General features: G+C 42.5%; 9 protein-coding genes. 4 read left to right on the top strand and 5 right to left on the bottom strand.

All coding sequences use genetic code 11. The features are described from left to right. On the bottom strand, positions 1-394 hold a 394-nt coding region (locus tag ABWY16_RS20745), incomplete at its 3' end, for a cupin domain-containing protein (protein ID WP_353906578.1). Between the two features lie 121 nt (positions 395-515). Between ABWY16_RS20745 and ABWY16_RS20740 the strand changes: the two genes are divergently transcribed. Further along, positions 516-1,526 carry a phosphotransferase enzyme family protein gene (locus ABWY16_RS20740; protein WP_353906577.1) on the top strand — a complete coding sequence of 337 codons (1,011 nt, stop codon included), beginning with the start codon at positions 516-518 and terminating at the stop codon, positions 1,524-1,526. On the opposite strand, the gene ABWY16_RS20735 is transcribed toward ABWY16_RS20740, so the two are convergent. Next, positions 1,518-1,889, bottom strand: a complete 372-nt coding sequence (locus ABWY16_RS20735) for a VOC family protein (RefSeq protein WP_353906576.1) — start codon at positions 1,887-1,889, stop codon at positions 1,518-1,520. The two genes, ABWY16_RS20740 and ABWY16_RS20735, sit on opposite strands and share 9 nt — an antisense overlap. After that, a complete protein-coding gene (locus tag ABWY16_RS20730) occupies positions 1,890-2,156 on the bottom strand; it encodes a hypothetical protein (RefSeq protein WP_353906575.1) in 267 nt (88 codons plus the stop codon). It lies immediately after the preceding gene. A gap of 354 nt (positions 2,157-2,510) precedes the next feature. Between ABWY16_RS20730 and ABWY16_RS20725 the strand changes: the two genes are divergently transcribed. From ABWY16_RS20725 to ABWY16_RS20715, 3 genes are read left to right on the top strand one after another with little or no spacing between them, the layout of a single operon-like run. Further along, positions 2,511-3,080 (top strand): RNA polymerase sigma factor, encoded by a 570-nt coding sequence (locus tag ABWY16_RS20725; protein ID WP_353906574.1) that lies wholly within the window; start codon positions 2,511-2,513, stop codon positions 3,078-3,080. Positions 3,081-3,092: 12 nt separating this feature from the next. Next, a complete protein-coding gene (locus ABWY16_RS20720) occupies positions 3,093-3,434 on the top strand; it encodes a hypothetical protein (protein WP_353906573.1) in 342 nt (113 codons plus the stop codon). A gap of 9 nt (positions 3,435-3,443) precedes the next feature. Continuing rightward, positions 3,444-3,674 (top strand): hypothetical protein, encoded by a 231-nt coding sequence (locus ABWY16_RS20715; protein WP_353906572.1) that lies wholly within the window; start codon positions 3,444-3,446, stop codon positions 3,672-3,674. Here the strand turns inward: ABWY16_RS20715 and ABWY16_RS20710 are convergent. Then, on the bottom strand, positions 3,658-4,278 hold the full coding sequence (locus tag ABWY16_RS20710; protein WP_353906571.1) for a gluconate 2-dehydrogenase subunit 3 family protein: 621 nt from the start codon (positions 4,276-4,278) through the stop codon (positions 3,658-3,660). The two genes, ABWY16_RS20715 and ABWY16_RS20710, sit on opposite strands and share 17 nt — an antisense overlap. A 2-nt stretch (positions 4,279-4,280) precedes the next feature. Beyond that, positions 4,281-5,960, bottom strand: a complete 1,680-nt coding sequence (locus ABWY16_RS20705; protein ID WP_353906570.1) for a GMC oxidoreductase — start codon at positions 5,958-5,960, stop codon at positions 4,281-4,283. Positions 5,961-6,000: the final 40 nt, after the last annotated feature.

The raw sequence follows: 6,000 nt of genomic DNA, 5'->3' as shown, positions 1-6,000 counted from the left end.
AACTCACCAGTGAGAAATCACATTCTGAAGGAATCTCCGCAGCAAACCATATTCCTGCTGGGACCAAGAATGAAAGCGTTCCATCTGGCCCGTCAGATAATTCCTGTTTACTATAATTTCCGTAATTGTCAATCATGTGTATAAGCAGTGGAACACCCTTGTGAAAGTACCAGACTTCATCTGAAGCCAGACGGTGAAAACCTGAATAGTCGTGGCCTTCCAGTAAATAATAGATTGAAGTAAAAGCATTGTAAATGTTAACCAGTGTAGACGATACTCTGGCAACTTCAAGTTTGGAACGGTATAGTTCATTATAGTAACCACCTTCTGGATGAGGCTGCAAATTCAACTTATTGATCCATTGAGCAGCGGTTTGCGAGTTTTCTACAGACATATTAAAATGTTAACGTTTTTATAAATTAAAGATATATTTATGCTAATTCAAACGTAATTCCGGTAATGATCGTATTTACAATCCAGTATTGTCATATTTGCTGTCAGGATAACTAAATTCAATGAATATTTTCCCTACACAATATTCCCTTCTTTCTGCTGCGGCGCTCCAGGATGTTCTGCAGGAACTTTATGGTTTCGAAGAGATGACATGCCGCTTATTGATCCATAATGTAAGCGATACCTATGTTCTGGAAAATGAAACAGAGCATTATATCTTTAAAATTTACAGAGAAGCACACCGCAGCCTTGAAGAGATCAGGGCTGAAGCAGAACTGCTGATTATACTTCGGGACCAGGGCGCCAGCGTTTCCAGTCCAGTGGAAGATCTAAAAGGAAATGTGATCCAGTCTTTTAATGCTGCTGAAGGAATACGCTATGGAATCTTGTTTACATATGCTAAAGGTAAAGTCTGTCAGTTGATGAATGACCAGCAGCTGGAAACTCTTGGGCTTGAGATGGCGAAACTTCATCAAATCACTTCAACACTCGAGCTGAATCATCAACGAAAGGAGTATAATGTGAATTCGTTGCTGATTGCTCCGCTGGAGAAGGTAAGCCCGGCTTTTGCAGATCTGCCCGAAGAATATGCCTATCTTCAGCAAACCAATCAGAAAGTACTTAGCCGGCTTTCAGAGCTGGATACCACAGGCTTTGGTTACGGTTACTGCCATTATGATTTTTTACCAAAGAACTTTCATTTTGAAGATGACCTCAAACTTACCTTTTTCGATTTTGACTTCGCCGGAAAGGGCTTCCTGGTTAATGATCTGGCATCGTTCTATGCGCATTTCTTTTTACAGGTTTTGTCCAATGTGCTATCGCAGCAAGAGGCAGACCGCCAATTCAAAGTGTTTTTAGAGAGTTATCAAAAAATAAAACACATCAAACAGGAAGAAATAGATTCAATCCCATATTTCGGTTATGCCTGGTGGATCTTTTACATGGGTTTTCATTATGAAAACTTTGAAGACTGGTCTAACTTTTTCTTTGGTCCCAGGTTTTTGAAAGAGCGTGTTGGCTGGATAAAGAAATGGGTTCAGTGGTATATTGAAGAAGAAGAACTATACTGAAAGATGTTCAAGCAATTCAAAGCGGTTGCCAAAAGGATCACGAAAAAAACAGCGCTGCCGGCCGTCAATCTCTGAAGAATAAGTAATCGCAACATTTTTACCTTGCAAAAATGCCTTCGCTGCATCAAGACTCTCCACCTCAAAGGCAGAATGTCTGTCTGAGGGCAGACTTGCAGGTTCCTGTCTCACATGCAATTCAATATCGCCAATTGAAAACCACATAGCCCCACGGGGATGTTCACCAGGGATTTCTTCTAACTCAAGAATGTCTTTATAAAATGTTCGTGCCTGGGGCTGCATTCCTTCCGGAACAGTAATCATGACATGATCAATTCTCTTAATGGTAAGCGCTCCTGTATCCATCTAGAATTCCTCCTCAAGATAAATGTCATGTACCAGGAACTTCACTGTAGGCAGTAATTCCAAAAGCTCTGTGATATCCTCAGACTCGATAGGGTAGATCGTTTCTTCAGAATCAGGAATTTCAGAATCCGGGATAAGTTCAAAAAACTTGATCTTCAGATCGGTATCCAGTTCCACAAGTTTAATATATTTTACACCGTTGGCCTTCCAGTTTTCAAGGATCTCTGCATTAAACTGAGTATACGGGTTCTTGCTTTCGTTTTCCATGTGGTAAATCTAGTGATTTATATTAGAAGGTCTTCTATTAGGGTTAAGCCTGGTTTTCCTTTGCCATGTTGAATCCAAAGTGCGACAAGAGGCTGAGCTGAGTGTGAGATTGAGATGCAAAACTCGCACTCAGCTCACAGTCTTTACATTTTTGTAATTCATCCATCCAAAGTAAACTTTAGTGAAGACCCAAGCAGCCGCGGTTTAGTCCCTTACTATTGCTAAATTTACCTGGAGAACAATGCGCAACGACAGACTGCCATTAAAGATGCAGATCAAAATATTTAAAAAAATTGAAATAGATTAAAATGTTTCTGTCTCACAGTCGTCTTCCTATTATAAACAGCGCATATTTTGAAAGCCGCATACATGCCCAAAGACCAGAACAGTTACATTATAGAAACCATTAAAGCATATGGCAAAAGCTTGATGGGTTTTATACGTAAACAGGTAAAAACTGATGCGGACGCTGAAGATATATTGCAGGATGTCTGGTACCAGTTCAGTAATGTTATCAATGCTCAGCCGATTGAACAAACCAGCGCATGGTTGTACCGCGTAGCAAAAAACAGGATACTGGACAAACACAAGAAACATGGTGAAAGCCTGCTTGAAGATCTGTATAAAGTAGAACATGACGATGATACTACCGAGCTCATCAGTATGCTGATGATCGAAGTTGGGACACCTGAAACGGAATATTTGCGTAGTCTTTTTTGGGAGCAGCTTGCGGTAGCTTTGGATGAATTACCGGATGAACAGAAGCAGGTCTTCATCTGGCAGGAACTCGAGGATCTGTCATTCGAGGAAATCTCCGAAAGGACAGGCGTTAAATTTAATACCCTGGTTTCACGCAAGCGCTATGCTGTACTCCACCTTCGCAAGCGCTTGAAGCAACTTTATCAGGAGATTACTGAATATTAATCACACACAAAAATGAAAACTACATTCAATAGAAACAGAAAAAAGTTTTTTCTAATTCCTTTTGGTATTGCCGCGCTGCTTGCTATTATCAGCTCTGTAGTAATGCTTTTATGGAACAATCTGCTACCTGAAATCCTTCATGTCAGTACAATTACGTTCTGGCAGGCTATGGGCATCTTTATCTTAAGCAAGATTCTTTTCGGATTTGGCAAAGGCGGCGGGGGCGGACCATGGGGACGCCATAAGGTGGTAGAGCGTTTCAAAAGCATGAGCCCGGAAGAGAGACGGGAATTTAAGGAACAAATGAAGGAAAAGATGTGCGGATGGAAAAAACCGAATTCAGAGAATAGTTAAAAAAGAAAGATGCATCTGATTATTTTTAAAACCAGTGTAAGCACACAAAAGCAGGCACTGAAATTACAACCATTACTAAATGAACTTCCGCTGGTCCTGGAGCATAATTTCGATCTGGAAGACTATGACCATATTCTGAGGATTGTAAGCACAGACTTACAGCCTCAGGTTATTTGTGAATTGTTACACACTGCAGGTTTTAATTGCGAGACAATGGAATCTTTTATATATGCCGTATGACATTTCCATCATAACGCCCGGGTACGGAAACATAACCCATACTTTTATATCCGATCTCTGATGTAAAATACCCCAGTAATGTAAGTTGTTTGATCATGGCAAACCAGGAGGGGACAGGTGGAGTTTTTTTAAGATAGTTTGGCTTGCCACCGGCCTGAGCAGATTTTTGACGTTCTGCTTCTTTCTGCTGTAGTAAATCATTCTTTTTCTTGTCCTCCTTCAGTTTTGCATCCAGGCTGATCAATAGTTTAGTTCTTTCTTCAGCACTGCATTTTAAAAATCCTTTGCCGAACATATCTTTAGCAGCTACCTCCAGTTTACCGAGGCCACTAACAAATATTTGCTGTTCTTCGGGAGAATAACAGTCGCGCAGCATAGTTTTCATAAACGAACCTGCATTTGCTGCTTTTGCGCCGGCTGAGGCGGCAGTCTGTGGCAGGATTGTTTCTGCTACTTCGTTTAAATAACTGATTTGAGATTCGTTAAGTACCGTTTGAACTGTTGCACTGTGTTCGCTCTTACAACCGCTTATAAATAAATCGCCGCCAATGATGGTGCCGCCCAACAGGAGGGCTACCCTGGAGATTGCTGTTCTTCTGTCCATAATTAAAGATTTCCTTTTTTGAGTTCGTTGAAAGCAAAGTCACATGCCCTTGCAGTTAGTGCCATGTAAGTAAGTGAAGGATTCACACAGGCGGAAGATGTCATACATGCACCATCGGTTACAAATACATTTAAGGCATCCCATACCTGGTTATGCTTGTTGAGCACAGAAGTTTTTGGATCAAGCCCCATCCGTGCTGTACCCATCTCATGGATGCCATGACCCATAGCGTGACCGCTGTCCCAGGTGCGTATGTTTTTTACACCAGCAACATCCAGCATATTCGCCGCTTCCATCGTAATAGCAGTACGCATTTTCTTTTCGTTATCTTTTAGTTCTGCATCCATAGCCAATACCGGCAATCCCCATTTATCTTTTCTTTTGGCATCCAGCGTAATTTTATTTTCATGATAGGGCAGGATCTCTCCGAAACCTGTCATGCCAATATTCCAGCTGCCAGGCTGGCTCAGTGCGTCTTTAAATTCTCCTCCAATATTCAGCTCTGCGATTTCCCTGCTCCAGGAATCGCGGCTGGCACCGCCCTGGTATCCAAAACCACGGGTAAAATTTCGTTTATCACCATATAGATTAGTGAATCTTGGTATATAGAAGCCTGTAGGTCTCCGTCCATAAATGAAATGCTCATCATACCCTTCAACACTGCCAGAAGCACCCAGGTTATAATGATGGTCCATAATGTTATGTCCCAGCTCGCCACTGCTGCTACCTAAACCCCCTTGCCATATATCTGTTGCAGAGTTCATCAATACCCATGCAGAATTTAATGAAGAGGCATTGAGAAAGATAATTTTTGCATGATACTCATAAGTCTGGTTGGTTTGCGCATCCAGAATTTCAACCCCTGTGGCTTTCTTTGTATCTTTATTATATATGATACGTGTGACGATGCTCCATGGCCTGACAGTCAGGTTACCCGTATCCATCGCCGCCGGCAGGGTGGAAGACTGCGTACTGAAGTATCCCCCAAAAGGACAACCTTCCCAGCACCTGTCCCTGAACTGGCATCTGGTTCGGCCGGGAATGGCCTCTGTTAAATTGGCTACACGTCCATTGATGAGGTGCCGTTGGTCTTTATAGTATTTTTTCAATCGGACAGCCATATCCTTCTCGACAATATTGAGGTTTACTGGTGGCAGGAAATGACCGTCCGGCAGATGAGCAAGCCCATCCCTGGCTCCGCTGATACCCGCAAATTTCTCTACATAATCATACCATGATGAAATATCATTGTACCGGATGGGCCAGTCGACCGCCCAGCCTTCTTTTGCATTGGCCTCAAAGTCAAAATCACTCCAGCGGTAACTTTGCCTGCCCCATAGGGTTGAGCGTCCACCCAACTGATAGCTTCTCCACCAGGTGAAAGGTTTTACTTCTGTATAAGGACTATCCTGTTCGTTGGTCCAGCAGTCCATCACAGCTTCATTTGCAGCCCAGCCGCGGTGGATCACAGGATAATTTTTCTGCTGTTCTTTGGTAGTACTGCCCCGGTGCTCAAATTCCCAGGGCTGGCGGATACCGTATTTATAGTCCTTGATGTGTTCGTAGTTTCTGCCCCTTTCGAGCATGAGTGTTTTTAAACCTTTGCCGGTTAGTTCCTTCGCTGCCCAGCCTCCGCTGATACCTGATCCTATAACAATTGCGTCATACGTGTTTTCTGCCATGGACTATATTTGGTTGATAATGAATTACTATACTGAATAG

Source organism: Pedobacter sp. (assembly GCF_040513095.1).
Taxonomy (GTDB): domain Bacteria; phylum Bacteroidota; class Bacteroidia; order Sphingobacteriales; family Sphingobacteriaceae; genus Pedobacter.
Note: the sequence above shows the minus strand (reverse complement) of the source record. Positions and strands in the feature narration are given on the sequence as shown.

Coding starts and splice junctions, on each gene's coding strand:
- ABWY16_RS20740 (WP_353906577.1), top strand. CDS start 516: ATGAATATTTTCCCTACACAATATTCCCTTCTTTCTGCTGCGGCGCTC.
- ABWY16_RS20735 (WP_353906576.1), bottom strand. CDS start 1,889: ATGGATACAGGAGCGCTTACCATTAAGAGAATTGATCATGTCATGATT.
- ABWY16_RS20730 (WP_353906575.1), bottom strand. CDS start 2,156: ATGGAAAACGAAAGCAAGAACCCGTATACTCAGTTTAATGCAGAGATC.
- ABWY16_RS20720 (WP_353906573.1), top strand. CDS start 3,093: ATGAAAACTACATTCAATAGAAACAGAAAAAAGTTTTTTCTAATTCCT.
- ABWY16_RS20715 (WP_353906572.1), top strand. CDS start 3,444: ATGCATCTGATTATTTTTAAAACCAGTGTAAGCACACAAAAGCAGGCA.
- ABWY16_RS20710 (WP_353906571.1), bottom strand. CDS start 4,278: ATGGACAGAAGAACAGCAATCTCCAGGGTAGCCCTCCTGTTGGGCGGC.
- ABWY16_RS20705 (WP_353906570.1), bottom strand. CDS start 5,960: ATGGCAGAAAACACGTATGACGCAATTGTTATAGGATCAGGTATCAGC.